Raw genomic sequence first — 25,751 nt, forward strand, 5'->3', positions numbered from 1 at the left:
TTTCGCCGCCAAACCGCTTTGAAATCACCCCAAATCGGTTTGAGGTTAATTTATCATTATAATTCGGATGGCCGTTGCAGGGCCCGATCACTTCTCCTCCTAGGAGAGTGAGGCCTCCGTCTCATCGCGCAATTGGCGGAGTTCAGAGATTGCCGAGTCAAGATCCGCGCGTTGCCGCTCCAGCTCTTCCAACTGCCGGTCTGCGCGCTCGATCCAGGTCTCAAGCTGCGGGCGGCTGCCGTCGCTTTCATACATCTCCAGCCACTGCCGGATGTCCTCCAGCGAAAAGCCAAAGCGACGGCCACGCAGGATCAGCGTCATCCGCGCCACCTCGCGGCTGCCATAAAAGCGCGAGCGCCCCTGTTTCTCGGGGTGCAGGAGTTCGATGTACTCATAATAACGCAGGGTGCGCGGCGTTACATCGAAACGCGCGCACATTTCCTTAAAACTTAACCGCTGTTCGCTCTTTGCCTCGGCCATGGGCGATGGCTCCCTGGCTAGATATACCAAATCGTCGCCAGCCTAAAACAGCGGCAGCCGCTTATCAATCATGCAGGGTTGCGGGCGGCCCTGCCCAGAAGGATAGTGAGCTGACCAAGAGTATAGGAAGGATCCCGATGAGCGATTTCAGCGTGGACTGGGTGCAGTCATTCATTGACGCCTTGCCCTATTCGAAGGCGCTCGGCATGCGGGCCGATGAGGTTGCAGAAGGGCGGGTGAGCATTTCCATGCCCTACGCCGAGGCGCTTGCCGGCGATGGCGAGGTGCTGCACGGCGGCGCGATCTCGGCGCTGATGGATACCACAAGCGGCACGGCGGTGATGACATTGCCCAAGGGGCTGGGCACGGCAACGCTCGATCTGCGGATCGACTACATGCGCGCGGCCACGCCGGGCCAGCGCGTGCGTGCTTCGGCAGAGTGCTACCACATCACCCGCACGGTGGTGTTTGTGCGCACAACTGCATGGGACGAAGATGAGAGCAAGCCGGTCGCCACGGCGGCTGGGGCCTTTACCTATGGCCACATGCGCGCACCGCGCACGGCCGAGGAAATGCAGGCGGCAATGCAGGCGCTGGCAAACCGTCAAAAGGAGCTGGGCCAATGAAAACGCCAGAACCCGTGCAGGTCATCAAGGAGCGGCGCGACACGGCGCTGAACACATTGGTGCGCGGCATCAACTTCGTGCAGTTCCTCGGCATCCGGTTCGACCGGCGCGGCGATGAGCTAACAGCCGTGTTGCCCTATGACCCCAAGCTGATCGGCAACCCGATGCTGCCCGCGCTCCACGGCGGGGCGACGGCAGGCTTTCTGGAGGTCGCCGCTGTGGTGCAGCTGGCATGGCAGGAACTCTGGAGCAAGATCGAAGGCGGGCCGTTCGACCCGGAACAGTTCGTCGCCGAGGGGCGCACGCGCCTGCCCAAAACCATCGACTTCTCGGTGGATTACCTGCGTGCCGGTCTGCCGCGCGATGCCTACGCCCGCGCCCGCGTCAACCGCTCGGGGCGGCGCTACGCCTCCGTCCATGTCGAGGCATGGCAAGACAACGTAAACCGCCCCTTTGCTCAAGCCACCGGCCATTTCCTGATGCCGCAGCCAAAGCCAGATGACGACTCATCCGGCGGCTGAGGCCAGCGGCTCTGCAAAGCCCGTAACCCACCGGCGCATCCTGCACATTGCGGTGCCCATCGTGATCTCCAACGCCACCGTGCCAATCCTCGGCGCGGTGGATACCGGTGTCGTGGGCCAGCTTGGCGACCCGGTGCCGATTGGCGCGGTAGGCATCGGCGCGATCATCCTCACCTCGATCTACTGGCTCTTCGGCTTCCTGCGGATGGGCACTGTGGGGCTGACCAGCCAAGCCGAGGGTGCAGGGGATGCGGCAGAGGTGTCGGCCCTACTGGTGCGCGCCCTGCTCATCGCGGGCACCGGCGGGGCGCTACTTATCGCAACCCAGTGGCTGCTCTTTGCCGGGGCCTTCGCAGTGTCGCCCGCCAGCCCCGAGGTCGAGGCGGCAGCGCGGGGCTACATGGCCATCCGCATCTGGTCGGCACCCGGGGCCATCGCCGTCTTCGGGCTGACCGGCTGGCTGATCGCAAAAGAGCGCACCCGCGGTGTGCTGGTGATCCAACTCTGGATGAACCTCACCAACATCGCGCTCGACCTGCTCTTCGTGCTCGGCTTCGACTGGGGCGTGAACGGCGTGGCGATGGCAACCTTCATCGCCGAATGGTCCGGCGCGGCGCTGGGGCTCTGGCTCTGCCGCGATGCCTTCGCGGGCGAGTATTGGCGCAACAAGGCCCTCATCTTCGACCCGGCCCGCCTGCTGCACATGGCCAACGTCAACACCAACATCCTGCTGCGCACCCTGATGCTGGAGGTGATCTTCGTCTCCTTCCTCTTCCTCGGCGCACGCTTTGGCGACATCAAGCTGGCCGCCAACCAGATCCTCCTCCAGTTTCTCTTCATCACCTCCTACGCGCTCGATGGCTTCGCCTTCTCGGCGGAGGTCTTCGTGGGGCAGGCCTATGGCCGCAAAAGCCCGGCGGCGGTGCGGCGCAGCGCAGTGCTTACAAGCCTCTGGGGCTTTGGAACGGGCGCGGCGCTGGGCCTTGTCTTCCTCAGCTTCGGCCCGCTCATCATCGACGTGATGACAACCGCGCCCGGCGTGCGCGAGGCGGCGCGGGCGCATCTGTTCTGGATGGTGCTGGCCCCCTTCGTCGGTGCCGCCTCATGGATGTTCGACGGCATCTACATCGGCGCCACCCGCAGCCGCGACATGCGCGATCTCATGTTCTGGTCGCTGCTCTGCTACCTCACCGCGCTGGCCGCGCTGGTGCCGTGGCTCGGCAACCACGGGGTCTGGGCAGCGCTCTTGGTGAGCTTCGCGGCGCGGGGGTTTTTCATGGGGCTGCGCTACCCGGCGCTGGAGCGCGACGCGGCGGGCTAGAGCGGCGGGGTGGCGCAGCTGGAGGCTGCGGGGTGAGTGGTTGCTGCAAGAAAATGCAACAGGTCAGTCAAGGATGCTGAGCACGTTTTCCGGCGGGCGGCCAATCGCAGCGCGGCCCTTGTAGAAGACCACCGGGCGCTCGATCAGGATCGGGTCGGCGGCCATGGCGGCAAAGAGCATGCCGGGGGCCATGTCATCAGAGAGCCCCTCGGCCGGGGCCTCCTTGCGGCGGATCATCTCCATCGGGCCAAGGCCCAACTCGGCAGCAGCGCGTTCCAGCTCTTCCGGGTCTGGCGGATTGTCGAGGTAGAGCCGCACCTCGGGGGTGTAGCCCTTCTCCTCCAGCAGCTTCAGCGTTTCGCGCGACTTGGAGCAGCGCGGGTTGTGCCACATCACGGGGTTGCTCATAGCCATGCCTCTCTGTCAGTGCCTGTGGCCTGCGAGATATGCGTGTAGCCGCGCGCGGCGAGGATCTCGTCGAGGCCGTGGGCGATACGGGCGGCAAGGCTGAGGCCGCCATACACCAGCGCGGTATAGAGCTGCACCGCAGAGGCCCCGGCGGTGATCTTGGCAAAGGCCTCCTCGGGCGACGATACGCCCCCAACGCCAATCAGCGGAATCTGCCCCTCGGTGGCAAGCGAGAGCTGCGCCAGAACGCGGGTGGATTTCTCGAACAGCGGCGCACCGGAGAGGCCGCCCTTTTCGCCCGCATGCGCGCTTTGCAGCCCGTCGCGGTCGAGCGTGGTGTTGGTGGCGATGATGGCATCGACGCCGGTGCTGCGGGCGACAAGGGCGATGTCTTCAATCTCCTGCGCGTCGAGGTCGGGCGCAATCTTGAGGAACACCGGGATCGGGCGCTCAAGCGCATCGCGGGCGGCCATCACGCCGGTCAGCAGCGCAGTAAGGGCATCGGCGCCTTGCAGGTCGCGCAGCCGCTCGGTGTTGGGGCTGCTCACGTTAACAGTGGCAAAATCGAGCATCGGGCCGCAGCGGGTGAGGACGGTGGCAAAATCCGCCGCGCGGTCCTCGCTGTCCTTGTTGGCCCCGAGGTTCAGCCCGATGGGAAAGCCCTGTGGCCGTGCCTCAAGCCGCCGCGCCATCGCCTCCATGCCTTCGTTGTTGAAGCCGAAGCGGTTGATGGCCGCCCGGTCCTCGCGCAGCCGGAAGAGCCGGGGCTTGGGGTTGCCGGGCTGGCCCCGCGGGGTCACGGCGCCGAGTTCGATAAAGCCAAAGCCCGCGCGGGCGAGCGGCGCCATGGCGGTGCCGTTCTTGTCAAACCCCGCCGCAAGCCCCACCGGGTTGGGCAGCGCTAGCCCGGCAATCTCCGTGGCCAGCCGCGGTGATGTGACAGGGCCGGGCAGGGGGGCAAACGGGGTGTGCAGCGCCTTCAGCGCCAGCCCATGCGCGCGCTCGGGGTCAACCCGGCGCAGCACGGCGAGGGCGGCCTGTTCGATCAGGCTCACAGCATACCTTCCGGAAAGATATGCCCCGCCTGTCCCAGTGGCAGCGACTTGTCCCAAACCACCTCCGAAAGCGCCAGCCGCCGGTAAAGATGCGGAAACAGTGCTCCACCCCGCGAGGGCTCCCACTTCAGCGCCTCGCCGAGCGCATCGGGATCGAAGGCCACCAGCACAAGGTCGCTCTCCTCGGCAAAATGCTTGGCGGCGGTTTCTGTCACCTGCGCGGAGGTCGAAAAATGGATGAACCCGTCGGCCACATCCACCGGCGCGCCCTCGGTAAGGCCCGCGTCGCGGAAGGCGTCCCATTCGGGGCGGCGGAAGATCTTGTAAATCAGCATGCAGCGGGCATGCCCCAGCCACGCCGAACGGTCAAGCCTGCTGCCGTGGCCCGGCGAGGCCGTAAACAGGCGCTATGCCGTAAGCCCATCCTTCGCCCGCCCCTCTCTTGCACGGTCCCCGTCTTGCCGAGCCGAGCCCATAACCGAGAAGGATCCATCGGACTCAAGGATCACCGCCGCAACCTCTGAAAGATCCCGATGCCCCTCGCGCCGAGCCACCGTTTCCAGCTCCTCACGTGTCACCCGCGCCGCCCGCATGGCCCGCTCCAGCGGCGCACCATCGCGCAGCAAAAGGCTTGGCTCCGAGCGGACCGCGCGGGCAAAGGTGCTTGAGCGCACCGACAGGCTGGTTACGGCGTATTGCAGGGCGATCAACAGGGTCAGCGCGGTGGCGCCTTCGGCCAATGCGATGTCTTCGTTCAGCAGGATGGCGGCCAGCGTGGAGCCGAAGGCCACAGTTACGACCAGATCAAAGGCGTTGAGCTTGGCCAGCGTGCGCTTGCCCGAGATGCGCAGCGCGACGACAAGAAACAGGTAGCCCAGCGCCCCGACGATCACCGTGCGCAGGATCCCGCTCCAGCCCTGAAACAACATCTCCGACCAGTCCATGCCACCTCCTTCCAGAGCCAACGGAATAGCCGCGCCGATTGTTCCGATGGTGCGTGGCGTGGGCGGGGGAGGGGCCGGGCCGCCGCCTGCTATCGCCCGCCGCGCCTGCCGCGGCGTTGACGTAGCGTTGCGCCCCTTTGACTCTGCACGCGCAAGGGGCCAACATCGCTGCAATAATCCAACCGGGAGCTTATAAAAATGTCCTCCAAGATCCTCTCCTCCGTGGCCGCGCTGGCGCTATCCGCCGGGGCCGCCAGTGCCGAGTATTCCCTTACGATTCTTCACACCAACGACTTTCACGCCCGTTTCGAGCCGATCTCCAAGTATGACGGCCCCTGCTCGGCTGAAGACAATGACGCCGGCGAATGTTTCGGCGGTTCCGCCCGCCTGATGACCGCGATGCAGGAGGCCAAGGCCCGCTCCAACAACTGGATCCTCGTCGATGGCGGCGACCAGTTTCAGGGCACGCTCTTCTACACCTACTACAAGGGCAAGCTCGCCGCCGAGATGATGAACCAGATGGGCTACACCGCGATGACCGTGGGCAACCACGAGTTCGACGACGGCCCCGAGGTGCTGGCCGGATTCATCGACGCCGTCGAGTTCCCGGTGCTGATGTCCAACGCCGATGTCAGCGGCGAGCCGCTGCTGGCCGATGCGATCATGAAGAGCACGGTGATCGAGCAGGGCGGCGAAAAGATCGGCCTGATCGGCCTCACCCCGCAAGACACCGATGAGCTGGCCTCCCCCGGCCCCAACGTGATCTTCACCGCACCGGTCGACGCCGTGCAGGGCGAGGTCGACAAGTTGACCGAAGAGGGCGTGAACAAGATCATCGTCCTGTCGCACTCCGGCTACGTGATCGACCAGAAGGTGGCCGAAGGCACCACCGGCGTCGATGTGATCGTGGGCGGCCACTCCAACACTCTGCTGGGCAAGATGGACAACGCCGAAGGCCCCTATCCGACCGTGGTGAACGGCGTGCAGATCGTGCAGGCCTACGCCTACGGCAAGTTCCTTGGCGAGCTGAACGTGACCTTCGATGACGAAGGCATGGTGACCGAGGCCGTTGGGGCGCCCATCGTGATGAGCGGCGAAGTGGTCGAGGATGAGGCCACCAAGGCCCGAATCACCGAGGCCGCCGCGCCGCTGGAGGAAATCCGCAACAAGGTGGTCGCCGAGGCCGCCGAAGCCATCGAGGGCAACCGTGATGTCTGCCGCGCGATGGAATGCTCAATGGGCAACCTCGTGGCCGATGCCATGCTCGACCGTGTGAAAGATCAGGGCGTGTCCATCGCCATCGCCAACTCGGGTGGCCTGCGTGCCTCCATCGACGCCGGTGAAGTGACAATGGGCGAGGTGCTTACCGTGCTGCCCTTCCAAAACACGCTCTCGACCTTCCAGGTCTCGGGTGCCGTGGTGAAAGAGGCGCTCGAAAATGGCGTGAGCCAGGTGGAGGAGGGCGCTGGCCGCTTCCCGCAGGTCGCTGGCCTCAAGTTCACCTTCGACGGAGCCGCCGAGCCGGGTTCGCGCGTGTCTGACGTGATGGTGCAGGACGGCGAAGAATGGCTGCCGCTGGACATGGAAAAGACCTATGGCCTCGTCTCCAACAACTACGTCCGCAACGGCGGGGACGGCTACGCCATGTTCGTGGATGCCGAAAACGCCTATGACTTCGGGCCCGACCTTGCCGATGTGACCGCCGAGTTCATCGCCGCAAACGCGCCTTACACGCCCTATACCGACGGGCGCATCACCCAGAAGTAAGGCTGTTCAGACCCGGCAAAGGGCGCTCTTCGGGGCGCCCTTTTTCGTGGCTTCGGCTCAGAGAGAGCTGCGCAGGTTGCGCTTGCATTCCGCCGGACCCGCGCTGCGCTGCGAATAGGCGGTAACCCCGCAGCTCTCGCACCGAAACTCCTTCAGTGCGCCCGAACCGCCGGTGGGCCGCCAGCGGCACTTGCGGCGGCGCAGCACCTTGTTTGCCAGCGGATCGAGCCTCGATGAAAGCTCGCTCCGCGCGCGGGCGCGGCCCCAGTTCCACCAGACGAAGAGGCCGATGACGGCAAGGGCTGTGAGAAGAACGGGCACGTTCAGGCTGGCTCCGGTTGGTGGGGTCGGGGCGCAAGATTTGCAGATTGCCCGGCGCGCGGCAAGTCAGGCGACTACCACCACAGGTCGGCCACACAGCGCGCATCGCCGGGCACCGGGGCGAACTTGCCCAACCCGTCGAACTTGCGGATCGGGACATCCGCCACCTCTGCCGGAACGTCGGCCAGCCGCAGGTTCACCGCCATCCGGATGCGCCCGTCCGCGCGGGGCGCAAAGGCGCGGCCGAACAGGAGGCAGCCGCAGGCGGGGCAATGGTTGAAGCTCATGCTGGCCGCCTCGGGCCGGTGCCATGCCCGGGTGTCGCCCGAGGTCGAAAGCCCGTTGTCCTCCCAGCCATAGGCCCAAAGCACGCCGTAGCGGCGGCAGGCGGTGCAGTTGCAGGCCGTCGCCGCCTCGGGCCGGGCCTCCAGCCGCCACCCGGCGGCCCCGCAGAGGCAATGACCCGTCAGCACAGGGTCAGCGCGATGCGGTCAGCCCGGCGGTGCAGCGGGCCGATCCGCCCCGCCCATGGGTTCGCGAGAGCGCCCCGCAGGACTGGCATCGAAGCGCCCCGGGCCCTTCGGCGGCCCAGCGGCAGGGGACGGTTGCGGCAGATGAAGGCAAGTGAGGTCGTCGCGCGTGGCGGCGTTTCCGGCGCAGGAAGATGAACAACACGGTGCATAGGCTCGGTGCCCCGAGAACATAATAAAACAAGACCTGAACCATTCACTCTGTCAAACTCGCCTGCAGCCTGAGCCTCCGCCGGGCCCAATGCAAGACGTAACGTCAACCTGTTGACTTTGGCCCGTTACTGACGCTCATTCGCAACGAAACTAGGGCAATTCGGAGCCGTGAGACATGGAAGGACGCTGCACCTGCGGAAAGGTCCGCTATCGCCTGACCGACAGGCCGCTGTTCACCCATTGCTGCCACTGCACATGGTGCCAGCGCGAAACCGGCTCCGCCTTCGTGCTTAACGCCCTGATCGAAACGGCCTGTATCGAGCTGCATCACGGAACGCCTGAGCAGGTCGTCACCCCCTCGGCCAGCGGCAAGGGCCAAATCATCCACCGCTGTCCGCGCTGCAAGGTGGCGCTCTGGAGCCATTACGCTGGCGCGGGCGAGCTGATGTCTTTCGTCCGGGTCGGCACGCTGGAAGACGCCGCGCAGCTGCCGCCAGACATTCACATTTTCACCGAAACCAAGCTGCCCTGGGTGGTTCTCCCCAAGGGCGTGCCCGCTATGCCCGCCTTCTACCGGCGTTCCGAGCACTGGCCCGATTGGGCCCTAAAGCGGCGCGAGAAGGCGCTGGCGCACCGGATGTGAGGCTCAGGGCCCGCCGCGCTGGGTGCGCGCGCGTGGCGACAAGGCCGCTCAATCAGTGTCGGCGTGCGGCGCCACGCGGCGCGGTCCACCCGGCAGATCAACCCAAAGCGCCGCGTCCTCCGCCAGATCGCGAGGCACCATGCCGTGCGCGATGTTCACCCCGAGCCGACGCGAATGGGCCATCTCGAAGAGCGTGCCAACCTCTGCGCCCTCAAGCCGCAAGGGCAGGGGGTGGGCATTGCCCTCCACAGGGTCGCCCTCAACCTCCAGCACGCGCCGCTCCCGCGTCCAACCCTCGGCCTTGATCCGTTCCAGCGCGGCGCGGCCAATAAAGTCATGGCCCGCCTCAAGGTTCACCATCGCGCCAAAGCCTATCTCAAACGGGTTGGCGGGCAGGCACTGGCGCCGCATGTCCGCGCCATAAGAGATCAGGCCGCTCTCCAGCCGCTCAATGTCATTCGGCGCGCCCGGCCCGATCCCGAAGGGCTGGCCCGCCGCCTTCACCCGTTGCCACAAATCGCCGCCCTTGCTGCCATCCCGCAAGTAAAGCTCCACCCCGCCCTGCTTGGACCAGCCGGAGCGCGCCACCACGAGGGGGATGCCCTCCAGCTCCACCTCGCGGAAGCCGAAGAAGGGCAGCTCACGCACCCAGCCGCCCAGCAGCGCCTCGGCCACATCCATCGCCTTCGGCCCCTGTATCGCCAGCGGCGACACATCCGGCTCGCGCACCTGCACATCCATGCCGCCCTCGCGGGCCACCGCCATCGCCCAAAGGTGAATGTCGCTATCCGCCACGGAGAGCCAAAAGTGATCTTCCGCCAGTTTCAGCAGCACCGGGTCGTTGATGAGCCAGCCATCATGGTCACAGATCGGCACGTAGCGCCCCCGCCCCACCTTTAGGCCATCAAGGTTGCGCGGGGTGAGGCGCTGGGCAAGGCGGGCGGCGTCGGGGCCGGTCAGCTCCACCTGCCGCTGCGCAGCCACATCCCACATCGCCACCCCGTTCAGCAGCCTGTCATACTCGCCCTCCGGGTCGCCAAAGTGGCCCGGGATGAACATGTGGTTGTAAACCGAAAAGCCCTGCACCCCGTCAGCTACAGTGGCCTCGAAATAGGGCGACTTGCGAATGTTGGGGCCGATGTGAAGGGCGTAGGGCATGGCGGCGCGTCCTGTTTGGCAGTTTCGCCGCAGATAGCCTTGGCCGAGGGGCGGCTGCAAGCCGGGGGCTTTCGCCGCGGGCGCAAAAGGCTAGATTGGGCGCATGGACCACCCGCTGATAGATCTCATCACCGCCAAGATCCGCGCCGCCGAGGCGGACGGGCAGTTTGATAACCTGCCGGGCGCAGGCAAGCCGCTGCCCCCCTGCGATGATCCGGAAAACGCGGTGATGCATCGCATCCTCAAAGACAATGGCGCGGTGCCCGAGTTCGTATCGCTCTCCCGCGAGCTGGCAAGGCTGCGCGAGGAGCTGCGCGAAACCGGTGACAGAACGCGCCGGGCCGAGATCGTCCGCGAAATGTCGATGACCGAGGCCAAGATCGAACTCGCCCGCAAGCGCGGTTAGCCCCCATGTGCGGCCGCTTCGCCATCACCCTGCCCGATGACGCCATGGCCCAGCTCTTCGGCGCGCTGCCCTCCAACGATCTGCCCGAGGTGCCGCGCTACAACGTCTGCCCCACCACCCAGATCGCCACCCTCACCAGCGCCGAGGGCGCGCGGCGGCTGCGTCCCATGCGCTGGGGCCTCATCCCCCATTGGTACAAAACCCCCACCGACGGCCCCCTGCTCATCAACGCCCGCGCCGAAACCGTGGCCGAAAAGCCCGCCTTCCGCGCCGCCTGCCGCGAGCGCCGCTGCATCGTCCCGGCCAGCGGCTTCTATGAATGGACAAAGGACGCCGAAGGCAACCGCCTGCCGTGGTACATCACCCGCGCCGACGGTGCCCCAATGGCCTTCGCAGCCATCTGGCAGGAGTGGTCCCGCGAGGGTGAAGACAAGGTGGATGGGCCAACCTGCGCCATCGTCACCACCGCTGCCACCCATGAAATGGCCGAGATCCACCACCGCACGCCGGTCATTCTGGAGCCGGATGACTGGGCACTGTGGCTGGGCGAGGCGGGCAAGGGCGCGGCGCCGCTCATGCAGCCACCGCCCGAAGGTGCGCTGCGCATGTGGCGGGTGGACAGGGCCGTCAATTCCAACCGCGCTTCAGGCGAAAGCCTCATCGAGCCGATCGCGCCCTGAAGATCGCGCCATGAAACAGCAAAAGGGCCGCGCTCCTTTTCAGAAGGCGGCCCTGCATCAGCTAACTCAGCCCGGTCAGTTGTTGCCGTTGTTGCCGTTGTTGGAAGCGCTTTCAAAGTAAATCTCGCCTTCATCCAACTCGCCATTGGCGTTGGTGTCCGAAATGTCGATCCCTTCTTCGATAACACCGTCAAACGGGTCATCGCCGCCGTCTTCCAGGCTGTAGTCGATGAAGTAGGACTCATCGAGCGTGTATTCGAGAGACATCGTGTCGGTCACGACAAACTCCACCGCCACGCCAGCCGGGATCTCACCGGTGGACCAGGACATGTCGGTCGACCAGACAACATGGTTGCCCTGATCGTCGTTGTTGAAGCGCACGGTATCGCCGGGTTCGGCGAGCACAACGGGCGGCATCAGGTCGTTGTCGAAGATATTGACCTCGTGGGTGGCCGCCGTGGCGGCACCGGCGGAAAGCGCCGCTGCGAGGGCGGCGAAAGTCACGGTTGTACGCAGCATCGGAGCCTCCTTTAACTGCATTCGGGCCCCTACCCACAGTTTTGATGTTGCATTGATGCTCGGTAAAGAAGGCCAAAAAACGGCAGGGATACGTCATTTTGTAAGTATATTCTTCGCCGTCAGGTCGGCGCAGAAACCAGCGCCAGCCCCGGAATCTCGCCAACCCCGCCTTCAGGCCCGAGCCGCAGGGCGGCGTCAAAGTTCTGCCGTGCCAGCCGGGCATGTTCGCGCCCCAGCGCCTCGGCTCGGCTGCCTTCACGGGCGGTGACGGCGGCCAGCATGGCGCGGTGCTGGCTTTGCGCAAGAATCAGCGAGCGCCGAAATTCCAGCTGCGCCGCCTGACTGCCCAGAAAGGCCGAGGGCGAGGCCAGTGGCAGCCGGTGGGCGCGCAGCAATTCCCGCTCCAGCAGCGGAGAGGCGGCCAGCCGGGCAAGGGCCGCGTGGAAGGCGGCGTTCAGCTCGGCATAGCGCTCAAAATCCAACGCCTGCGCCCCGGCGTGGATCACCGCCTCAATCTCCTCCGCGCGGGCCTCGGCCTCTGCGAGCGCCGCCGCATCCGGCCCGCGCTCGGCCGCCAGCCGCAGCACCATGCCCTCAAGCACGCCGCGCAACTCGATGGCGTCGGCCACGTCATCGCGCGTCAGCGCGCGCACCGCGCAGCGCCCCGAGGCCCCGCGCTCCAGCAAGCCTTCCTCTACAAGCTGCGCTAGCGCCTCCCGCGTTGGCGTGCGCGAAAGGCCCAGCATCTCTGCCGCCGCCGTTTCAGACAGATGCGCGCCCTTGGGTAGCCCGCCAGAAAGGATGCGGTCCCGCAGGGTGCGCACCGCGTGGTCGATGTTCCTGAGCTTCCCGCCGTCCGCCATGCATCCTCCGTCCTTCTGCTCTATCTGTATACTGTTTGGCGGCAATATCCAAGCATCTGCGCTCCCATATTGGCATTATCGCGCAAACGGTATACAGTTTGGCCAATGGGCGAGTCGGAGGGGCCGCCCGGCAGGGGAGGAAAGCATGAGCGATACAGCAACCGAAGTGCAGGCAGGCGGCAAGCCGGTGCCGGTGGACGAAAGCATCAACCTCGAGGCGCTCACCCGCGATCCCTATCCCATCTACGCCCGCCTGCGCCGCGACATGCCAGTGGTGCGCGTGCCGGGGATGAACCGCATCCTCCTCTCCAAATGGGCCGACACGAAATACGTGAAGGACAACCCGCAGATCTTCTCCTCCAACGATCCGATCACCCCGATGCACCGCGCCTTCCGGGCTCACACGCTGATGCGCAAGGACGGCGAAGAGCACAAATGCGAGCGTGGCGCGATGCAGGGCGCATTCAGCCCCAAGGTCATCACCCAGGATTGGGTGCCGCGCTACCAGAAGGTCGCTGAGGAGTATCTGGACCGTCTGCCAAAAGGCGAGGTGGTCGACCTGTTCCCAATGCTCGCCGCACCCTACGCTGCCCGTGGCCTTGCGGTGCTGCTCGGGCTGGAGGAGGCCAGCGACGCCGAAATGATCCGCTGGTCACAAGCGCTGATCGACGGTGCCGGCAACTTTGGCGAGAACGAAGAGATCTTCGCCCGCTCCGAAGCCGCCAACGACGAGATGGACGCGCTCTTCACCCAAATCGAAGCCCGCCACCGCGAGCACCCCAACAATTCCGCATTTTCGGTCATGCTGAACGCCGAAAACCCGATCCCGCTCAGCCAGATTCACGCCAACATCAAAATCGCCATCGGTGGCGGCATCAACGAGCCGCGCGACGCACTCTGCACCATCCTCTACGGCCTGCTGACCAACCCCGACCAGTTGGAGCAGGTGAAGGCAGGCGGTGACTGGGTGAAAGCTTTCGAGGAAGGCGTGCGCTGGGTCGCGCCCATCTCCGTGTCGGGCCGCTACGTGCTGGAAGACACCGAGATCCGTGGCTACCACATTCCCAAGCACTCCACGGTGATGACCCTGCAAGCCTCCGCCAATTGGGATGAGGAGGTGTTTGAGGATGGCCACCTGTTCAACGTCTACCGCAAGAGCAACCCGCACCAGAGCTTCGGCAACGGCCCGCACTTTTGCCAAGGCACCCACGTCGCCCGCCGGGCCGTGGGGCAGGTGATGCTGCCAATGATCTTCGAGAAATACCCCAACATCCGGCTGGCCGAGCCAGAAGATGTGGTCTGGAGCGGCTGGGGCTTCCGTGGCCCGCTCAACCTGCCGGTCGTGCTCGGCTGATCCCCGCCGTCATGCCTTGATGCGCCTGCAACGGCGGGGCACGCCCCGCCCTCTGCATCACAGCACCGCAGCAATCGCTTCGGCCGCCGGGGGGATGGTGGCATCGGTCAGCCCCGCAAGGTTGATCCGGCTGTCCTCCACCATGTAAAGCCCATGCGCCTCGCGCAGCGCCATCACCTGCGCGGGGGTCAGCCCCAGCTGGGTAAACATCCCCTTATGCGCCTGCAAAAAGCCAAAGCGGTCCGAGCCGGTCAGGCGGCGCAGCTCTGCGGCCAGCGCGGTGCGGTTGGTCTTCATCCGCTCGCGCATCCCGTCAAGCTCGCCCTGCCAATCGGTCCGCAGGCCCGGATCGGTCAGGATCTCCGTCACCACCCGCGCCCCGTGGTCGGGCGGAAAGGCATAGTTCTGCCGATTCAGCCAAGCCAGCGCCGCATGGGTCATGTCACGGGCCTTCGGATCGGCGCAAGGGGCGATCACGCACCCCACCCGCTCCCGGTAAAGCCCGAAGTTCTTGGAGGCGGAGACGGTGATGATGGTCTCCGGCAGCGCCGCCACCATGTCGCGCAGCCCGGCCACATCGGCCTCCAGCCCATCGCCGAAGCCCTGATAGGCGAGGTCGACAAAGGGGGTAAGGCCCCGCGCGGCAAGCAGCCGGGTCAGTTCGGCCCAATCTTGCAGGCTGAGGTCCGCGCCAGTCGGGTTGTGGCAGCACCCATGCAGCAGCACCACATCGCCCGGCGCGGCGCGGCCAAGGTCTTCCAGCATCCCGTCCCGGTCGATGCCCCCGGTGGCCGCGTCATAATAGCGGTATTCGGCGCGCGGGATGCCCAGCGTATCAAGAATGGAACCATGGTTGATCCAGCTCGGATCAGGCAGCCAGATGCGCCGCTGCGGATTGCCCGCCAGCTTCATCAGCTCAAACCCCTGCCGCACCGCGCCGGTGCCCCCCGGCGTGCCGCAGGCCGCATAGGGCAGGGTCTCGGCCAAAGCGCCCAGCACCAGCCCGGCCATCGCGCGGTGAAACGCCGGGTCGCCCGCCAGCCCCACGTAGCCCTTGCTCTCCTGCTGCTCGACAAGCCGCTGCTCAGCGGCCTTCACCGCACCAAAGATCGGCGTGCGCCCCTCGGCATCGTGGTAAACGCCAACGCCGAGGTCGATCTTGCCCATCCGCGGATCCTCCGCGAAGAGCTTCATCAGGCGCAGAATCTTGTCTTCCTCGCGGGGCGGGATGGCTTCAAGCATGGCAGTCTCCGGACATGGTTGCGCGAAACTGGCTCAGGTCGCGGGGTTCGGCAAGGGGCATCGCAGGTCTTGGGTCGGGCGATCCGCCCACCACTCACCGCCCGGTTTCAATCGCCAGATCGTCGTAAAGGCCCCACTCGGACCAGCTGCCATCGTATAGCGCGTGGCGCGGGTGGCCCAGCACCTCCAGCCCGAGTGAAAGTACCGCAGCCGTCACACCCGAGCCGCAGGAGGTGATGACGGGCTTGGCAAGATCCACCCCCGCATCCTCAAAGGCATCGCGCAGCGCCTGCCCCTGCTTCATGGTGCCATCTGACTTCAGCAAGTTGCCGAAGGGCAGGTTCTTGGAGCCGGGGATATGCCCCGCCCGCAGCCCCTCGCGCGGCTCCGGCGCGGCACCGGCAAAGCGCTCGGGCGCGCGGGCATCGACGATCTGCCAGTCGCCCAGCTTGGAAGCGGCTGCAACCTGGGTCACATCCTTCACCATATCGGCCTGCCGCTGCACGGTCATATGCCGGTCGCGCACGATCGGCGGCATGTCTTCCACCGGGCGCTCCTCGGCCAGCCACTTGGGCAAGCCGCCGTCCAGCACCGCCACATCCTTCTTGCCCATTAGCTTGAACAGCCACCAGACGCGCGCCGCCGAAAACAGCCCCGCCCCGTCATAAACAACCACCTGATGACCGTCGCCCACGCCCATCGCCCGCATCCGGGACATGAACTTTTCAACCGGCGGCGCCATATGGGGCAGGTCCGAGCGGGCGTCGGAAATTTCGTCAATGTCGAAGAACCGTGCGCCGGGAATATGCGCCTTGTCGTACTCGGCCCGCGCATCGCGGTTCATCGCGGGCAGATACCATGAAGCATCCAGCAACCGCAGGTCCGGGTCTTTCAGGTGCTTGGCAAGCCAGTCGGTAGAAACCAGCGTCTTCGGATCGTCGGCCATGGGTCGCTCCCCTCTCGCATCGCAGGCGAGGGTTAGCGCCATGGGGGCGGGCTGGCAAGGGTGCGCCGCAAGGGGTGGGCGAGGAGATGTCGAGCCATAAGGCAAGACCCGACGAGCCGCTGCCTCACCCGTTCTGCTTGAGCAGCCGCTGTTTCTGGCGGTTCCAGTCGCGCTTGGCCTCGGTCTGGCGCTTGTCGGCGTTCTTCTTGCCCTTGGCGATGCCGATCTTCATCTTCGCGATGCCGCGGTGGTTGAAGTAAAGCACGAGCGGCACCAGCGTCATGCCCTTGCGCTGGGTGTCGTTCCACAGCCGCGCCAGCTCCTTCTTCGACACCAGCAGCTTCCGGCGCCGCCGCTCCTCATGGCCAAAGGTCTTGGCCTGTGCGTAGGGCGCGATATAGCCGTTCACCAGCCACAGCTCCCCATCCTCGACAGCGGCATAGCTCTCGTTGATCTGGCTTGTGTTCTGGCGGAGCGACTTCACCTCCGAGCCTTCCAACATGATGCCGACCTCGAGATCATCCTCGATCGCATAGTCGTGCCGCGCCTTCCGGTTCTCGGCGATCACCTTGTAGTTGGGGTTGTCATCTTTCTTGGCCATGAAGAGGGGATATAGGGGCTGAGCGGGGCCGGGGAAAGGGTAGTCGAGACAAGGTTCGACCTACGCAGGGCTGTCCACCGTCTCGATCCACGGTTTGATATCCACCACCGGCGTCCCGTCAAAGGCATCCGTGGCGTCGATATGCAGCGTGCGGCCCTCGATTGCCTCAATCCGCACGCAGCCAAGGGCCACCGGGTTGGGGCGGGCCGGCGAGCGGAGCGAAAAGGTGCCGCGCGGCCCGTCTGCGTGGCGCGGGGTCTGTACCAGCAGGTCTCGCCGCGCCTCGCCCGTCCAGTAAAGCAGCATCACCCAGTCGCCCGGCTTTAGCCCCTCCAGCGCGGGGACGAATTGCTCATGCAGTTCTACCCGCGCCGATCCGCCGCCCTGCGCGCGCGAAAGCCGCAGGTTCTTCGGGGCCTTGCCCTCGCGCCAATCCGAGCGGATCACGCCGATAAAATGAAGCCCCGCGTCAACGCGCTCTGCCGGATCATACTCCAGCCGCACCTCGCCCTCGCGGGGCGGTTTCATCAGTTGATAAGGCCGGCGAAGCGCATCGCGTCTTCGATCTGGCCCTTCACGAAGTCCGACACCTGCACATGCGGGCGGCGCACGTCATCGGCGCATTTGCCCAGCACCGAAAGGCCGTATTTCGCGCCGCACAAGCCCGGCTCGGCAAAGATCGCGCGGTGCAGCGGAATCAGCTTGTCCTGATACTCCAGCGCCTTGGCGTAATCGCCCGCCAAAGTGGCCGCCTGCATCTCGGCGCACAGGCGCGGGGCCACATTGGCCGTCACGCTGATGCAGCCCACGCCGCCCATCGCGTTGTAGCCCACCGCCGTCGGGTCTTCGCCCGAAAGCTGGATGAACTCCGGGCCACACATCTCGCGGGTGATCGCCACGCGGGCAAGGTCGGCGGTGGCGTCCTTCACCCCGATGATGTTGGGGTTCTTCGCCAGCTCGGCCATGGTGCCCGGCAGCATGTCGACCACCGAGCGCGGCGGAATGTTGTATATGATGATCGGCAGGCCAACTTCGGCGGCGGCCTCGAAATGCGCGATCAGCCCCGCTTGCGTGGGCTTGTTGTAGTAAGGCGTGACGACAAGCGCAGCATCGGCCCCGGCGTCCTTCGCGGCCTCGACGAGGCGCACCGTCTCGCGGGTTGAGTTGGAGCCTGCGCCCGCAATCACCGGCACCCGGCCCGCGGCGGCCTTCACACAGGCGGCCACAACCGCATCATGTTCGGCATGGGTCAGCGTCGGGCTTTCGCCGGTGGTGCCGACCGGCACAAATCCGCTTGAGCCCTCGGCAATGTGCCACTCGATGAGCGCTTCAAAGCTCTCAAGATCAAGCTCGCCGTGTTTGAAGGGCGTCACCAGCGCTGGAATTGATCCCCGGAACATGTGAGAGCCCTCCTCTTTTTGCGGCCAAATCCCCATCCGGGCGGAGCTATAGAGCCACCACGCGGCAATGCCAAGTTGTTGTATTGTTCATTAACCATGAAGCGCTACACTCTCCCAAACCGTCCCGCCTGCTCCGGAGCCCGCCCGAGCCATGCCTCGTCTTGTCCTGTCGCTTCTCACCACCGCTTGGCTCGTGGCCTTTTCGCCTGCCTTGGCGCAGGCCACCGAGTCGTCGGCAGAGGCTGGGGCTGAACCTGGCCCGGAGACGGTGCAGGAGGCGTCGCTGGAGTCCGAGGAGGGCGACGAAGGCGAGGCACCCGACGCCGAACTTGGCCCACTGCCCCGCGCCCCCGCGCTCGAAGGTGTCGCCCTCGCCGCAAAGCCGCCGCCCTCCCGGCCCAAACAGGCCAGCGATTTCACCAAGATGATGCGGGCGCTGGAGCGTGGCGATTGGGGGCAGGCGCTGTTCTCCGCCAAGCGCGATAGCCCGGTGATGGAGCGCTACGTGCAATGGGCCAAGCTGCGCGGCGGCGGTGGCGAGTTTGACGAATATATCGCGTTCCTGCGCGACCATTCCGACTGGCCCTCGCCCCAGTATATCCATGACCGCGGAGAAGCCTCGATCGGGCGCGGCGAAGATCCCGAAAAGGTCGTCACCTACTTCGGAGACAAGATCCCCGAAACCGCTATGGGCGTGCTACGCCTTGTCGAGGCGCACCATGCCCGCGGCGAAGATGGGGACGCCGCCGCGCTGGCAGTTCTGGCTTGGCGCACCCGCACGCTGAACGCCGATGTCGAGCGCGCGCTGCTCTCGCAATACGAAGAGATTCTCGCGCCCCACCACGAAGCCCGCCTTGATGACCTGCTTTGGCGTGACAGCCGCACAGCCGCGCTGCGCCAGATGGGGCGCGTGGGCGAAGATTGGCAAAAACTCGCCGAGGCCCGCATGGCGCTGCGTGCCCGGGCGGCGGGCGTGGATGCCAAGATCGAGGCGGTGCCGGAGGCGCTGCAGGATAACGCCGGGCTTGTCTGGGAGCGTTACAACTGGCGCGTCCGCAAGGGGCTGCACGAGGGGGCGGAAGAGCTGATGGTAGAGCGCTCCAGCTCTGCCGAGGCGCTGGGCCGGGCCGAGCTATGGTCCAACTACCGCCGCATCTACGCGCGCACCAAGCTGCGCGAAGGCGAGGTGGCGGAGGCCTACGCGCTGGCTTCGCGGCATTTTCTGGCCGATGGGTCCGACTATGCCGATCTGGAGTGGCTTTCGGGCTTCATCGCCCTGCGGTTCCTCAAGGATCCCGAACTGGCCCTCTGGCACTTCGAGCGGTTCGGCGAGGCGGTGGAAACGCCGATCAGCCTTGGCCGGGCGGGCTATTGGCTGGGCCGCGCCTATACCGATCTGGGCGATGCCGAAAAGGCCCGCGATGCCTATGCCTATGGCGCTCAATACCAAACCAGCTACTACGGCCTGCTCGCCGCCGAGGCCGCAGGGCTGCCGATGGATGTCACCCTCACGGGTCGTGAAGCCTTTCCCCCCCTCGCAGATACCAGCTTTGCTGGCTCCGATGTGCTCGCCGTCGGCCTGCGGATGATCGAAGAGGGCGAGGCCAATCAGGCCGAACGCTTCCTGACCCACCTCGCCAGCACGCTGGAACGTCCCGAGGCCGGCAGCCTTGGCGCCCTGATGATCGAGCGCGGCGAGGTGCATCTGGCGCTGAAGATCGCCAAGAAGGTCGCCCGCAACGGCATCATGATCCCGGCGGCCTATTACCCGCTGCATGAGATGGCCAAAACCGAGTGGCCGGTGCCCGATGAGCTGGCCCTGTCCATCGCCCGCCGCGAAAGCGAGTTTGATCCGGTGGTGATCAGCCCCGCCGGGGCGCGCGGGCTGATGCAACTCATGCCGGGCACCGCCAAGGACATGGCCGGTGAACTGAAGGTGCGCTACGACATCGGCAAGCTGACAGAAGACCCCGTCTATAACGCCCAACTCGGCACCGCCTATCTTGCGGGCCTCATCGACATCTTCGGCAACGCGCCGGTGCTGGTGTCGGTCGGCTATAACGCCGGCCCGGGCCGCGCGGTCAACTGGGTCAGCGACAGGGGCGATCCGCGCTATCCCGGCGTCGATGTGGTGGATTGGATCGAGATGATCCCGTTCCGCGAAACCCGCAACTACGTCATGCGCGTGACCGAGAGCATCCCGGTCTACCGTGCAAGGCTGACCGGGCGGGTCGAGGAGCTTGAGTTCACCAAAATGCTCCACGGGGTGCCAAACTAGGCGCTCTGTGCCTGCCGCCCCCGCGAACCGTGCGCAGGCTCAATCAGCCCGCCGCAATCTCGCAGAAGCGGGCAATATCCGCCTCGCGCGCACTCCAGTCACACACCAGCCGGGCCGTGAGCATCTCATCCGGGTCGTCGCCGTCCAACTCGCCCACGTAAATGTGGTATTCCGCCCCCGCCGCCTTTAGCCGCTGGTGGGCGGCGCGGGGCAGGTCGGCAAAAATCAGGTTGCTTTCCTGCGGCGCCAAAAGCCGCCCGCCCGCCGCCTCGATGCCACGCGCCAGCGCAGCGGCGGCGGCATTGGCGGTGTTGGCCGTTTCCAGCCAGAGGTCATTGGTCAGATAGGCGCTCATTTGCGCGGCCAGGTAACGGTGCTTCGAAAACAGCTGCGCCCCGCGCTTGCGGCGATACTCAAGCTCTTCGCCCTTCGCCGGGTCAAAAAGCACCATCGCCTCAACCCCCAGCAGCCCGTTCTTGGTGCCCCCGAAACTCAGGGCATCCACCCCCGCCTTCCAGCTCGCTTCCGCGGGCGTGCATCCAAGGTGAGTCACCGCATTGGCAAAGCGCGCGCCATCCATATGGGTCGCCAGCCCAAAACGGCGCGCCACGCCCGTGAGCGCGGCGACTTCCTCAAGCGTGTAAACCGCGCCCTTCTCGGTGGCCTGCGTCAGCGAAACCGGCCCGCGTTTGGGCCCATGCACGCCCCGCGTGCCCTCATTCGCGATCACCGCTTCGAGGTCAGCAGGGCTGATTTTTCCGGCCTCATGGGGCACAAGGGTCAGCTTGGTGCCGCCAGAGAACATCTCCGGCGCGTTGCACTCGTCTTCGTGGATATGGGCGCAGGTCGAGCAAAAGATGGTCTCGTAAGGCTCGGCCAGCGTCGAGAGCAGCAGCACGTTGGCAGCCGTGCCGGTGGCCGCCAAAAGCACCACGGCCTCGGGGGCCTCGAAGGCCTCTCGGACCTGCTCCACAACCTGCTGCGACAGCGGATCGCTGCCATAGGGCATGGCGTAGCCCTCGTTGGCGGCGACAAGCGCCTCCATCACGGCGGGGTGGGCGGGGCCGGTGTTGTCTGAGGCGAAATGCATTACAGGTCTTCCTCTTCTGCCACGTAATCCTCCCAGTCATCCTCCGGAATGTCGAACTCGGGAAAGGTGGGGCCCTTCACCGCCCGGCCCGCCTTGGCGGTGCTCTGCGGGTCGCCGGTGACAAGCGGATGCCAGCGGGGCAGAGGCTTGCCCTCATGGCGCAGCCGATAGGCGCAGCTCTCGGGCATGAAATAGGCGGTCTTGTCCATGGTCTCGGGGCGCAGCACCACGCATTCCGGCACGATCTTCAGGCGCACGTCGTAGTTCGAGCAGCGGCACTTGCTGTCATCAAACAGCCGGCAGGCGATGCGGGTAAAGACAACCTCGCCGGTCTCCTCGTCTTCCAGCTTGTTCAGGCAGCACTTGCCGCAGCCATCGCACAGCGCCTCCCACTCGTCGCCGGTCAGCTCGCCCAGCGGGCGCTCCCAGAAGCGCGGCCTCATAACGAGGCCAGAATGTCGCGCGCGCGGGCCTCGTCGCGCTGCATCTGCTCGATCAGCGCAGGCAGCCCGTCGAACTTTGCCTCGGGCCGCAGAAACTCGACAAGCCCGATCGAAAGATGGGCACCATAAAGATCACCGGTGAAGTCAAACAGGAAGGTTTCGAGGTTGGGCGCATCCCCCTCGAACATCGGGCGAATGCCAAGGCTGGCCACACCCCGGTGCTTCCCCCTGTGCGGCCCGTCCAGCACCTCTGCCAGCACGGCATACACCCCAAAGGCGGGCCGATGAAGCCGGGGCAAGCCCATGTTGGCCGTCGGATAGCCCAACTCGCGGCCCCGCTTGGCCCCGTGAATCACCGGCCCCTCGATCCGGTGCCAATGGCCCAGCATCGCGGCGGCCTCGCGCGGGCGGCCCTCGGTGAGCGCCTCACGGATCGCGGTGGAGCTGATCTCGCCCACACCCGGCAGCGCTTTCAGCTCGGCGACACTGACGCCAAAGCCCATTTCGGCCCCGTCACGCGCGAGCGAGCCGACATCGCCGGCGCGGCCCTTCCCATAGCGAAAATCAGACCCGACCGTGACATGCGCCGCGCCGATGCCCTCGGCAAGCACCTCCCGGCAAAAGGCAACATCGGTGAGCGAGCGAAAGGTCTCGTTGAAAGGCAGTTCCACCAGCAGATCCACGCCCAGCTTTTCCAACCGGTGCGCGCGGGCCTCGGCGTTCATCAGGCGAAAGGGCGGGGCGGCGGGCTGGAACACTTCGCGCGGATGCGGCTCGAAGGTAAGCACGCCCAGCGGCGCGCCCGGCGCGGCGGCCCGGGCCTGCTCCAGCACAGCCTGATGGCCCAGGTGGACCCCGTCAAAATTGCCGATGGCAAGGCTGGCACCGCGCAGGTCGGGCGGGAAATCGGAGAGGCTCTGGATAGTCCGCATGGGGTCTGAGGTAGCGCCGGGGGCGGGGGAGCGCAAGCACAGGCAGGCGTTCAGTGGCCTCGCTGCGCTCTGCACAGGGGCCGCTTGGGCGGCGGCCCCGTCAGTTCACGATCACCCGCTCCGAGCGCCCGCCGCGGACCCTGAAGAATTCGGCCAGCGCCCCGCCCTCGGGGACTATCTGGTTCGGCACCTCCCAGAGAATACCGGAGAAGATGTAGTAGTCGCCATTCGGCACCGCCCTGAATTCAAAGTCCCCCTCCGCATCGCAGGTCGCCTTGCGCTGGTACTGAGCAAAGGCTGGCGGGTGCTTGATCTTGGGCATGAGGATCACGGGGATCGACCCGCCCTGCACATTGCCAAAGGCCCGGGTGACGAACTCTTTGGCATAGCCCCCCGCCGGCACCAGCAGCACATCGTAACCCGCACAGGTCACAACTCCGCCGCCGCGCTGCCGAAAGAAGGCCTGCCCGGTGACCGTCGCGCTGCCGGGCCGTTTGATATAGTCCACCTCGCGGGCGCTGAACGGCTTGGAAACCTCGATCGCAGGGCCGCATCCGGTGAGCCACAGGAGGGGCAGGGCGAGCAAGGCAAGGACAGATCGGCACATTCGGGACTCCACTGGCAACAGGCGGCGCAGGGCCGTCAAGGTGGCCTAAGTGGAGCGGATAAGTGGTTAACGGCAGGTTAACGACGTCCCGGCGATCCGCCAGTCACGTGCCTCAGGGACGCGTAGGCTGGGTGAAACCCACCGTCCGAACCCATCAATCGCCCACCCCCGGCACAGGAACGAACGCCACCCCTCAGTCGAACTTGGCCGAGGGCGCCAGCACCATGGCCTCCCCCTTCAGCACCACCTTGCCCTCCACCATGCAGCGGGTGTCGAGCTGCACACGCCGCTTGCGGTGGTCAATCTCCATCACCTCCACCTCGGCCAGCACCATATCTCCGGGGCGCACCGGCGCGAGAAACTTCAGCGACTGGCCAAGATACACCGTGCCGTGGCCCGGAAGCTGCTCCCCGATCACCGCCGAGATCAGCCCCGCCGTCAGCATCCCGTGGGCAATACGACCCTCAAAAATGGTGTCCTGCGCATAGGCGTCATCGAGGTGCACCGGGTTATGGTCGGTCGAGACCTCGGCAAAAAGCTCGATATCGCGGTCGGTGACAACCTTGCGCAGGCTGCGCGTCATCCCGATCTCGATATCTTCGATGCAAATCGTCCCGCGGGGCATGTTGTCGAGCATCTCGGTCTCCTCCGTCATGCGGTCGATATAGCGCCTCCGCTGCAATGCGGCAATATGGCGAAGCAAGATAATTCCGAAATCAACACTAATGTCGCAATTATCCTGCGCACCCAATCCTCACGCCCCGGTCTCGCTGATCTCATCCGAGCGGTCCCCCATCAGGTAGCGTGGCCCGGCCCCGCGCGTGGCGGCCTTGTCCTGCTGGTTGTAGAGCTTGCACTTTTCGAGGCTGAGGCAACCGCAGCCAATGCAGCCGTCCAGATCATCCCGCATCTTGCGCAACGTCTCGATCCTCTGGTCCAGCGTGTCACGGAACAGCGCCGAAATATCCCGCCAGTCCTTCGCCGTCGGGGTGCGCCCCTCCGGTAGCCCCGCCATCAGCGCCTTGATCTGCGGCAGCGTATAGCCAAACTGCTGTGCAATCCGAATAAAGCTGACCCGCCGAATGTCGGCCCGCCTGAAGCGCCTCTGCCCCGAGGGTGCCCGCATCGGTGCAATCAGCCCCTCCGCCTCGTAGTACCGCAGCGCACTCACCGCCAGCCCGGCCCGCTGGGCGAATTGCCCGATGCTCAGCACATCTCCCGCACGCAGTTTTCCTGCCATCCCGAACACCTCTTGATCTAAAGCTAACTTTAGCTTGTAGGGTCCGAATCGCACCATAGCAAGGAGAACCCCCAATGGCCGCCCAACTGGAACATGTGAATGTCACCGTCTCCGACCTCGATCGCGCAGTGGCGCTGCTTGATGATCTCTTCGGCTGGAAGCAGAGCTGGCGCGGCAGCTCGATCCACGGCGGCGAAACGGCCCATGTGGGCGGCAAGGAAAGCTACGTGGCGCTCTATCGGCACCACGATCAGGAGGCCGCAACCCAATCGACCTACCATGTCACCGGCGGGCTCAACCATATCGGCGTGGTGGTGGAAGATCTCGATGCCGTCGGAGCCCGGGTAAAGGCGCATGGCCTCACCCCCCATGCCCACGCCGATTACGAGCCGGGCCGCCGCTTCTATTTCGACGACTGGGACGGGGTGGAATACGAGGTCATCAGTTACGCATAAACCGAATCTTTACGCCCCGGGCGTAAACAGGCCCTAACGGCTCGGTCCTTCCCCCCAAGGCCCGTCACAGAGCCGCAGCGGCGCGGGCCTTTCCCTCGGCCCGCGCCAACTCAAGTAGGGTGGGTGAAACCCACCACCGTGTCGCACCGCATCACGCGCTCCCCAGGCACGGGCCCCAAATGGTCGGCAGAACCCACCCTACACTTGGCCCCCGTGTTGACGGGTCGCCCGGCCCTCGGCCATGCTTCCGGCCATGGCCAAAACCACCCAAAAAACAAACGCCACCCAGCCAACCAACGCCACCCAGCCAACACAGGCCGACCCACGCGCCTTCTGCAACAGCGTCACCCACCCGGGCCGCCGTGAAGACGCCCTGCGCCTGCTCGATCTGTTCAGCAAAACCACCGGCTACGCGCCCACAATGTGGGCCCCCTCCATCATCGGCTTCGGGCGCTACCACTACACCTACGCTTCGGGCCGCGAAGGCGACCACCTCGCCACCGGCTTCTCGCCGCGCAAGGCCAACATGGTCGTCTACATCATGCCCGGCTACACCGATTTCTCCCACATCCTCGCCCGCCTCGGCCCCCACAAGCTTGGCAAATCCTGCCTCTACCTCGGGCGGCTCTCCAAGATTGACGAGGCCGTGCTGGCCGAACTCATCCGCGCCGGGCTGGAAGACCTCGCCACCCGTTGGGCCATTCATCCCCAGTAAGCTCCTCGTAAGCCCCACCAAGGTTGTGCGCCCGCCCCGCATGGCGTAAATCG

32 protein-coding genes are annotated in these 25,751 nt (G+C 65.6%); 11 read left to right on the forward strand and 21 right to left on the reverse strand.

The features are described from left to right. Positions 1-99: 99 nt before the first annotated feature. Positions 100-480, reverse strand: coding sequence for a MerR family DNA-binding transcriptional regulator (locus FHY55_RS03745; RefSeq protein ID WP_140012911.1), 381 nt, complete (start codon positions 478-480; stop codon positions 100-102). Positions 481-617: 137 nt separating this feature from the next. On the opposite strand from FHY55_RS03745, the gene FHY55_RS03750 reads away from it, so the two are divergent. Genes FHY55_RS03750 through FHY55_RS03760 form a run of 3 tightly spaced genes read left to right on the forward strand, consistent with a single transcriptional unit; the run spans position 618 to position 2,948 of the window. Then, positions 618-1,106, forward strand: a complete 489-nt coding sequence (locus FHY55_RS03750; RefSeq protein ID WP_140012912.1) for a PaaI family thioesterase — start codon at positions 618-620, stop codon at positions 1,104-1,106. Beyond that, positions 1,103-1,627, forward strand: coding sequence for a PaaI family thioesterase (locus FHY55_RS03755; RefSeq protein ID WP_140012913.1), 525 nt, complete (start codon positions 1,103-1,105; stop codon positions 1,625-1,627). Before FHY55_RS03750 ends, FHY55_RS03755 begins: the two co-directional genes overlap by 4 nt. Next, positions 1,605-2,948 carry an MATE family efflux transporter gene (locus tag FHY55_RS03760; protein ID WP_140012914.1) on the forward strand — a complete coding sequence of 448 codons (1,344 nt, stop codon included), beginning with the start codon at positions 1,605-1,607 and terminating at the stop codon, positions 2,946-2,948. Before FHY55_RS03755 ends, FHY55_RS03760 begins: the two co-directional genes overlap by 23 nt. A gap of 63 nt (positions 2,949-3,011) precedes the next feature. On the opposite strand, the gene arsC is transcribed toward FHY55_RS03760, so the two are convergent. From arsC to FHY55_RS03780, 4 genes are all read right to left on the reverse strand, one after another. Next, positions 3,012-3,356, reverse strand: coding sequence for an arsenate reductase (glutaredoxin) (gene arsC, locus FHY55_RS03765; RefSeq protein ID WP_140012915.1), 345 nt, complete (start codon positions 3,354-3,356; stop codon positions 3,012-3,014). After that, entirely contained in the window at positions 3,353-4,411 is a 1,059-nt protein-coding gene (locus tag FHY55_RS03770; protein ID WP_140012916.1) for a quinone-dependent dihydroorotate dehydrogenase, read from the reverse strand. Before FHY55_RS03770 ends, arsC begins: the two co-directional genes overlap by 4 nt. Then, positions 4,408-4,746 (reverse strand): DUF952 domain-containing protein, encoded by a 339-nt coding sequence (locus FHY55_RS03775; protein ID WP_140012917.1) that lies wholly within the window; start codon positions 4,744-4,746, stop codon positions 4,408-4,410. Before FHY55_RS03775 ends, FHY55_RS03770 begins: the two co-directional genes overlap by 4 nt. Before the next feature lie 72 nt (positions 4,747-4,818). After that, positions 4,819-5,355, reverse strand: a complete 537-nt coding sequence (locus FHY55_RS03780; protein WP_140012918.1) for a DUF421 domain-containing protein — start codon at positions 5,353-5,355, stop codon at positions 4,819-4,821. A gap of 198 nt (positions 5,356-5,553) precedes the next feature. On the opposite strand from FHY55_RS03780, the gene FHY55_RS03785 reads away from it, so the two are divergent. Next, a complete protein-coding gene (locus FHY55_RS03785; RefSeq protein WP_140012919.1) occupies positions 5,554-7,122 on the forward strand; it encodes a bifunctional UDP-sugar hydrolase/5'-nucleotidase in 1,569 nt (522 codons plus the stop codon). A gap of 57 nt (positions 7,123-7,179) precedes the next feature. Here the strand turns inward: FHY55_RS03785 and FHY55_RS03790 are convergent, their stop codons facing one another. Continuing rightward, positions 7,180-7,443, reverse strand: coding sequence for a hypothetical protein (locus FHY55_RS03790; RefSeq protein ID WP_140012920.1), 264 nt, complete (start codon positions 7,441-7,443; stop codon positions 7,180-7,182). Between the two features lie 74 nt (positions 7,444-7,517). Beyond that, positions 7,518-7,916 (reverse strand): GFA family protein, encoded by a 399-nt coding sequence (locus tag FHY55_RS03795; protein WP_140012921.1) that lies wholly within the window; start codon positions 7,914-7,916, stop codon positions 7,518-7,520. 385 nt (positions 7,917-8,301) lie between these two features. On the opposite strand from FHY55_RS03795, the gene FHY55_RS03800 reads away from it, so the two are divergent. Then, positions 8,302-8,769 (forward strand): GFA family protein, encoded by a 468-nt coding sequence (locus FHY55_RS03800; protein WP_140012922.1) that lies wholly within the window; start codon positions 8,302-8,304, stop codon positions 8,767-8,769. 48 nt (positions 8,770-8,817) lie between these two features. Here the strand turns inward: FHY55_RS03800 and FHY55_RS03805 are convergent, their stop codons facing one another. After that, entirely contained in the window at positions 8,818-9,927 is a 1,110-nt protein-coding gene (locus FHY55_RS03805) for a glycine cleavage system protein T (RefSeq protein ID WP_140012923.1), read from the reverse strand. 103 nt (positions 9,928-10,030) lie between these two features. Between FHY55_RS03805 and FHY55_RS03810 the strand changes: the two genes are divergently transcribed. Beyond that, positions 10,031-10,333: a DUF1992 domain-containing protein gene (locus tag FHY55_RS03810; RefSeq protein WP_140012924.1), complete on the forward strand. Its 303-nt coding sequence runs from the start codon at positions 10,031-10,033 to the stop codon at positions 10,331-10,333. 5 nt (positions 10,334-10,338) lie between these two features. Beyond that, complete coding sequence (locus FHY55_RS03815; protein ID WP_140012925.1) at positions 10,339-11,013, forward strand: SOS response-associated peptidase; 675 nt, start codon at positions 10,339-10,341, stop codon at positions 11,011-11,013. 75 nt (positions 11,014-11,088) lie between these two features. Here FHY55_RS03815 and FHY55_RS03820 read toward each other — a convergent pair whose 3' ends face one another. Together FHY55_RS03820 and FHY55_RS03825 are read right to left on the reverse strand one after the other, a co-directional pair. Then, on the reverse strand, positions 11,089-11,532 hold the full coding sequence (locus FHY55_RS03820; RefSeq protein ID WP_140012926.1) for a hypothetical protein: 444 nt from the start codon (positions 11,530-11,532) through the stop codon (positions 11,089-11,091). Positions 11,533-11,651: 119 nt separating this feature from the next. Then, positions 11,652-12,395, reverse strand: coding sequence for a GntR family transcriptional regulator (locus FHY55_RS03825; RefSeq protein WP_140012927.1), 744 nt, complete (start codon positions 12,393-12,395; stop codon positions 11,652-11,654). 145 nt (positions 12,396-12,540) lie between these two features. Between FHY55_RS03825 and FHY55_RS03830 the strand changes: the two genes are divergently transcribed. After that, positions 12,541-13,749 carry a cytochrome P450 gene (locus FHY55_RS03830; RefSeq protein ID WP_140012928.1) on the forward strand — a complete coding sequence of 403 codons (1,209 nt, stop codon included), beginning with the start codon at positions 12,541-12,543 and terminating at the stop codon, positions 13,747-13,749. Positions 13,750-13,806: 57 nt separating this feature from the next. On the opposite strand, the gene FHY55_RS03835 is transcribed toward FHY55_RS03830, so the two are convergent. The 5 genes from FHY55_RS03835 to dapA all read right to left on the reverse strand — a co-directional run bounded on the left by FHY55_RS03835 (position 13,807) and on the right by dapA (position 17,938). Further along, positions 13,807-14,991, reverse strand: a complete 1,185-nt coding sequence (locus FHY55_RS03835) for an amino acid aminotransferase (protein ID WP_140012929.1) — start codon at positions 14,989-14,991, stop codon at positions 13,807-13,809. A gap of 94 nt (positions 14,992-15,085) precedes the next feature. Then, on the reverse strand, positions 15,086-15,937 hold the full coding sequence (gene sseA, locus FHY55_RS03840; protein ID WP_140012930.1) for a 3-mercaptopyruvate sulfurtransferase: 852 nt from the start codon (positions 15,935-15,937) through the stop codon (positions 15,086-15,088). A gap of 124 nt (positions 15,938-16,061) precedes the next feature. Further along, the gene (gene smpB / locus FHY55_RS03845; RefSeq protein ID WP_140012931.1) at positions 16,062-16,538 is read right to left on the reverse strand and encodes an SsrA-binding protein SmpB; all 477 of its coding nucleotides are present in this window, start codon (positions 16,536-16,538) and stop codon (positions 16,062-16,064) included. Between the two features lie 60 nt (positions 16,539-16,598). Further along, positions 16,599-17,066, reverse strand: a complete 468-nt coding sequence (gene tsaA / locus FHY55_RS03850) for a tRNA (N6-threonylcarbamoyladenosine(37)-N6)-methyltransferase TrmO (protein WP_140012932.1) — start codon at positions 17,064-17,066, stop codon at positions 16,599-16,601. Continuing rightward, positions 17,066-17,938 carry a 4-hydroxy-tetrahydrodipicolinate synthase gene (gene dapA / locus FHY55_RS03855; RefSeq protein ID WP_140012933.1) on the reverse strand — a complete coding sequence of 291 codons (873 nt, stop codon included), beginning with the start codon at positions 17,936-17,938 and terminating at the stop codon, positions 17,066-17,068. The genes tsaA and dapA overlap by 1 nt, the downstream gene beginning before the upstream one ends. Before the next feature lie 151 nt (positions 17,939-18,089). On the opposite strand from dapA, the gene FHY55_RS03860 reads away from it, so the two are divergent. After that, positions 18,090-20,216 (forward strand): lytic transglycosylase domain-containing protein, encoded by a 2,127-nt coding sequence (locus FHY55_RS03860; protein WP_140012934.1) that lies wholly within the window; start codon positions 18,090-18,092, stop codon positions 20,214-20,216. 43 nt (positions 20,217-20,259) lie between these two features. Here FHY55_RS03860 and FHY55_RS03865 read toward each other — a convergent pair whose 3' ends face one another. The 6 genes from FHY55_RS03865 to soxR form a co-directional block, all read right to left on the reverse strand. Next, entirely contained in the window at positions 20,260-21,306 is a 1,047-nt protein-coding gene (locus FHY55_RS03865) for a low specificity L-threonine aldolase (protein ID WP_140012935.1), read from the reverse strand. After that, positions 21,306-21,749, reverse strand: a complete 444-nt coding sequence (locus tag FHY55_RS03870; RefSeq protein WP_140012936.1) for a YcgN family cysteine cluster protein — start codon at positions 21,747-21,749, stop codon at positions 21,306-21,308. The genes FHY55_RS03865 and FHY55_RS03870 overlap by 1 nt, the downstream gene beginning before the upstream one ends. Then, positions 21,746-22,681, reverse strand: a complete 936-nt coding sequence (locus FHY55_RS03875) for a bifunctional riboflavin kinase/FAD synthetase (RefSeq protein WP_140012937.1) — start codon at positions 22,679-22,681, stop codon at positions 21,746-21,748. Before FHY55_RS03875 ends, FHY55_RS03870 begins: the two co-directional genes overlap by 4 nt. A 100-nt stretch (positions 22,682-22,781) precedes the next feature. Continuing rightward, positions 22,782-23,288, reverse strand: a complete 507-nt coding sequence (locus FHY55_RS03880) for a hypothetical protein (protein ID WP_140012938.1) — start codon at positions 23,286-23,288, stop codon at positions 22,782-22,784. 193 nt (positions 23,289-23,481) lie between these two features. Beyond that, a complete protein-coding gene (locus tag FHY55_RS03885) occupies positions 23,482-23,925 on the reverse strand; it encodes a MaoC family dehydratase (protein ID WP_140015987.1) in 444 nt (147 codons plus the stop codon). Between the two features lie 117 nt (positions 23,926-24,042). After that, positions 24,043-24,528 (reverse strand): redox-sensitive transcriptional activator SoxR, encoded by a 486-nt coding sequence (soxR, locus tag FHY55_RS03890; protein WP_140012939.1) that lies wholly within the window; start codon positions 24,526-24,528, stop codon positions 24,043-24,045. Between the two features lie 74 nt (positions 24,529-24,602). Here soxR and FHY55_RS03895 point away from each other — a divergent pair, with 74 nt between their 5' ends. Further along, positions 24,603-24,983 (forward strand): VOC family protein, encoded by a 381-nt coding sequence (locus tag FHY55_RS03895; protein ID WP_140012940.1) that lies wholly within the window; start codon positions 24,603-24,605, stop codon positions 24,981-24,983. 253 nt (positions 24,984-25,236) lie between these two features. Beyond that, positions 25,237-25,698 carry a DUF1801 domain-containing protein gene (locus tag FHY55_RS03900; RefSeq protein ID WP_140012941.1) on the forward strand — a complete coding sequence of 154 codons (462 nt, stop codon included), beginning with the start codon at positions 25,237-25,239 and terminating at the stop codon, positions 25,696-25,698. Positions 25,699-25,751: the final 53 nt, after the last annotated feature.

Source organism: Oceanicola sp. D3 (genome assembly GCF_006351965.1).
In the GTDB taxonomy this organism is placed as follows: domain Bacteria; phylum Pseudomonadota; class Alphaproteobacteria; order Rhodobacterales; family Rhodobacteraceae; genus Vannielia.

Coding starts and splice junctions, on each gene's coding strand:
- sseA (WP_140012930.1), bottom strand. CDS start 15,937: ATGGCCGACGATCCGAAGACGCTGGTTTCTACCGACTGGCTTGCCAAG.
- FHY55_RS03885 (WP_140015987.1), bottom strand. CDS start 23,925: ATGCTCGACAACATGCCCCGCGGGACGATTTGCATCGAAGATATCGAG.
- FHY55_RS03880 (WP_140012938.1), bottom strand. CDS start 23,288: ATGTGCCGATCTGTCCTTGCCTTGCTCGCCCTGCCCCTCCTGTGGCTC.
- FHY55_RS03805 (WP_140012923.1), bottom strand. CDS start 9,927: ATGCCCTACGCCCTTCACATCGGCCCCAACATTCGCAAGTCGCCCTAT.
- FHY55_RS03860 (WP_140012934.1), top strand. CDS start 18,090: ATGCCTCGTCTTGTCCTGTCGCTTCTCACCACCGCTTGGCTCGTGGCC.
- FHY55_RS03870 (WP_140012936.1), bottom strand. CDS start 21,749: ATGAGGCCGCGCTTCTGGGAGCGCCCGCTGGGCGAGCTGACCGGCGAC.
- FHY55_RS03750 (WP_140012912.1), top strand. CDS start 618: ATGAGCGATTTCAGCGTGGACTGGGTGCAGTCATTCATTGACGCCTTG.
- FHY55_RS03785 (WP_140012919.1), top strand. CDS start 5,554: ATGTCCTCCAAGATCCTCTCCTCCGTGGCCGCGCTGGCGCTATCCGCC.
- FHY55_RS03895 (WP_140012940.1), top strand. CDS start 24,603: ATGGCCGCCCAACTGGAACATGTGAATGTCACCGTCTCCGACCTCGAT.
- FHY55_RS03830 (WP_140012928.1), top strand. CDS start 12,541: ATGAGCGATACAGCAACCGAAGTGCAGGCAGGCGGCAAGCCGGTGCCG.
- FHY55_RS03810 (WP_140012924.1), top strand. CDS start 10,031: ATGGACCACCCGCTGATAGATCTCATCACCGCCAAGATCCGCGCCGCC.
- FHY55_RS03815 (WP_140012925.1), top strand. CDS start 10,339: ATGTGCGGCCGCTTCGCCATCACCCTGCCCGATGACGCCATGGCCCAG.
- FHY55_RS03825 (WP_140012927.1), bottom strand. CDS start 12,395: ATGGCGGACGGCGGGAAGCTCAGGAACATCGACCACGCGGTGCGCACC.
- FHY55_RS03800 (WP_140012922.1), top strand. CDS start 8,302: ATGGAAGGACGCTGCACCTGCGGAAAGGTCCGCTATCGCCTGACCGAC.
- FHY55_RS03875 (WP_140012937.1), bottom strand. CDS start 22,681: ATGCGGACTATCCAGAGCCTCTCCGATTTCCCGCCCGACCTGCGCGGT.
- FHY55_RS03760 (WP_140012914.1), top strand. CDS start 1,605: ATGACGACTCATCCGGCGGCTGAGGCCAGCGGCTCTGCAAAGCCCGTA.
- arsC (WP_140012915.1), bottom strand. CDS start 3,356: ATGAGCAACCCCGTGATGTGGCACAACCCGCGCTGCTCCAAGTCGCGC.
- FHY55_RS03900 (WP_140012941.1), top strand. CDS start 25,237: ATGGCCAAAACCACCCAAAAAACAAACGCCACCCAGCCAACCAACGCC.
- FHY55_RS03780 (WP_140012918.1), bottom strand. CDS start 5,355: ATGGACTGGTCGGAGATGTTGTTTCAGGGCTGGAGCGGGATCCTGCGC.
- smpB (WP_140012931.1), bottom strand. CDS start 16,538: ATGGCCAAGAAAGATGACAACCCCAACTACAAGGTGATCGCCGAGAAC.
- FHY55_RS03755 (WP_140012913.1), top strand. CDS start 1,103: ATGAAAACGCCAGAACCCGTGCAGGTCATCAAGGAGCGGCGCGACACG.
- FHY55_RS03775 (WP_140012917.1), bottom strand. CDS start 4,746: ATGCTGATTTACAAGATCTTCCGCCGCCCCGAATGGGACGCCTTCCGC.
- soxR (WP_140012939.1), bottom strand. CDS start 24,528: ATGGCAGGAAAACTGCGTGCGGGAGATGTGCTGAGCATCGGGCAATTC.
- FHY55_RS03820 (WP_140012926.1), bottom strand. CDS start 11,532: ATGCTGCGTACAACCGTGACTTTCGCCGCCCTCGCAGCGGCGCTTTCC.
- tsaA (WP_140012932.1), bottom strand. CDS start 17,066: ATGAAACCGCCCCGCGAGGGCGAGGTGCGGCTGGAGTATGATCCGGCA.
- FHY55_RS03835 (WP_140012929.1), bottom strand. CDS start 14,991: ATGCTTGAAGCCATCCCGCCCCGCGAGGAAGACAAGATTCTGCGCCTG.
- FHY55_RS03865 (WP_140012935.1), bottom strand. CDS start 21,306: ATGCATTTCGCCTCAGACAACACCGGCCCCGCCCACCCCGCCGTGATG.
- FHY55_RS03745 (WP_140012911.1), bottom strand. CDS start 480: ATGGCCGAGGCAAAGAGCGAACAGCGGTTAAGTTTTAAGGAAATGTGC.
- dapA (WP_140012933.1), bottom strand. CDS start 17,938: ATGTTCCGGGGATCAATTCCAGCGCTGGTGACGCCCTTCAAACACGGC.